The sequence below is a fragment of the Treponema sp. R6D11 genome (assembly GCF_054786075.1).
In genome coordinates this window covers 1-330 of record NZ_BDHD01001324.1, presented here as the reverse complement: position 1 = coordinate 330, position 330 = coordinate 1, and the positions used below count along the sequence as shown (strand labels likewise).

1 pseudogene is annotated in these 330 nt (G+C 52.7%); it reads right to left on the bottom strand.

Annotated features, from left to right (window positions below):
• Positions 1-330, bottom strand: a pseudogene (locus tag ACYVTD_RS18610) (anthranilate phosphoribosyltransferase); the annotation flags it as partial.

The window sequence follows — 330 nt, the reverse complement described above, 5'->3', positions numbered from 1 at the left end:
GCGCGAACTTGGTATCCGCACAACAGGTCTTCTTTTTTACAGCGGGCAAGTCCGAATTGTTCGGGCTCTATCTCATAACTTTTAATGAAGCCGTCGCGCAGTTCGCAGACGGTGGTGGGCGAGCTTAACGATATTTCATCTAGCCCGTCGTGGCCGAAGACAACCATTCCGCTTTTTACGCCGAGATTGGAAAGGACTTTCGCCATCGGCTCTATCAGTTCGGGTTCGTAAACGCCCAACAGTTCCATTTTTGCTCCGGCCGGATTTACCAGCGGGCCGAGTATGTTAAAAATAGTGCGGATACCAAGTTCGCGCCGTACGGGGCCGACG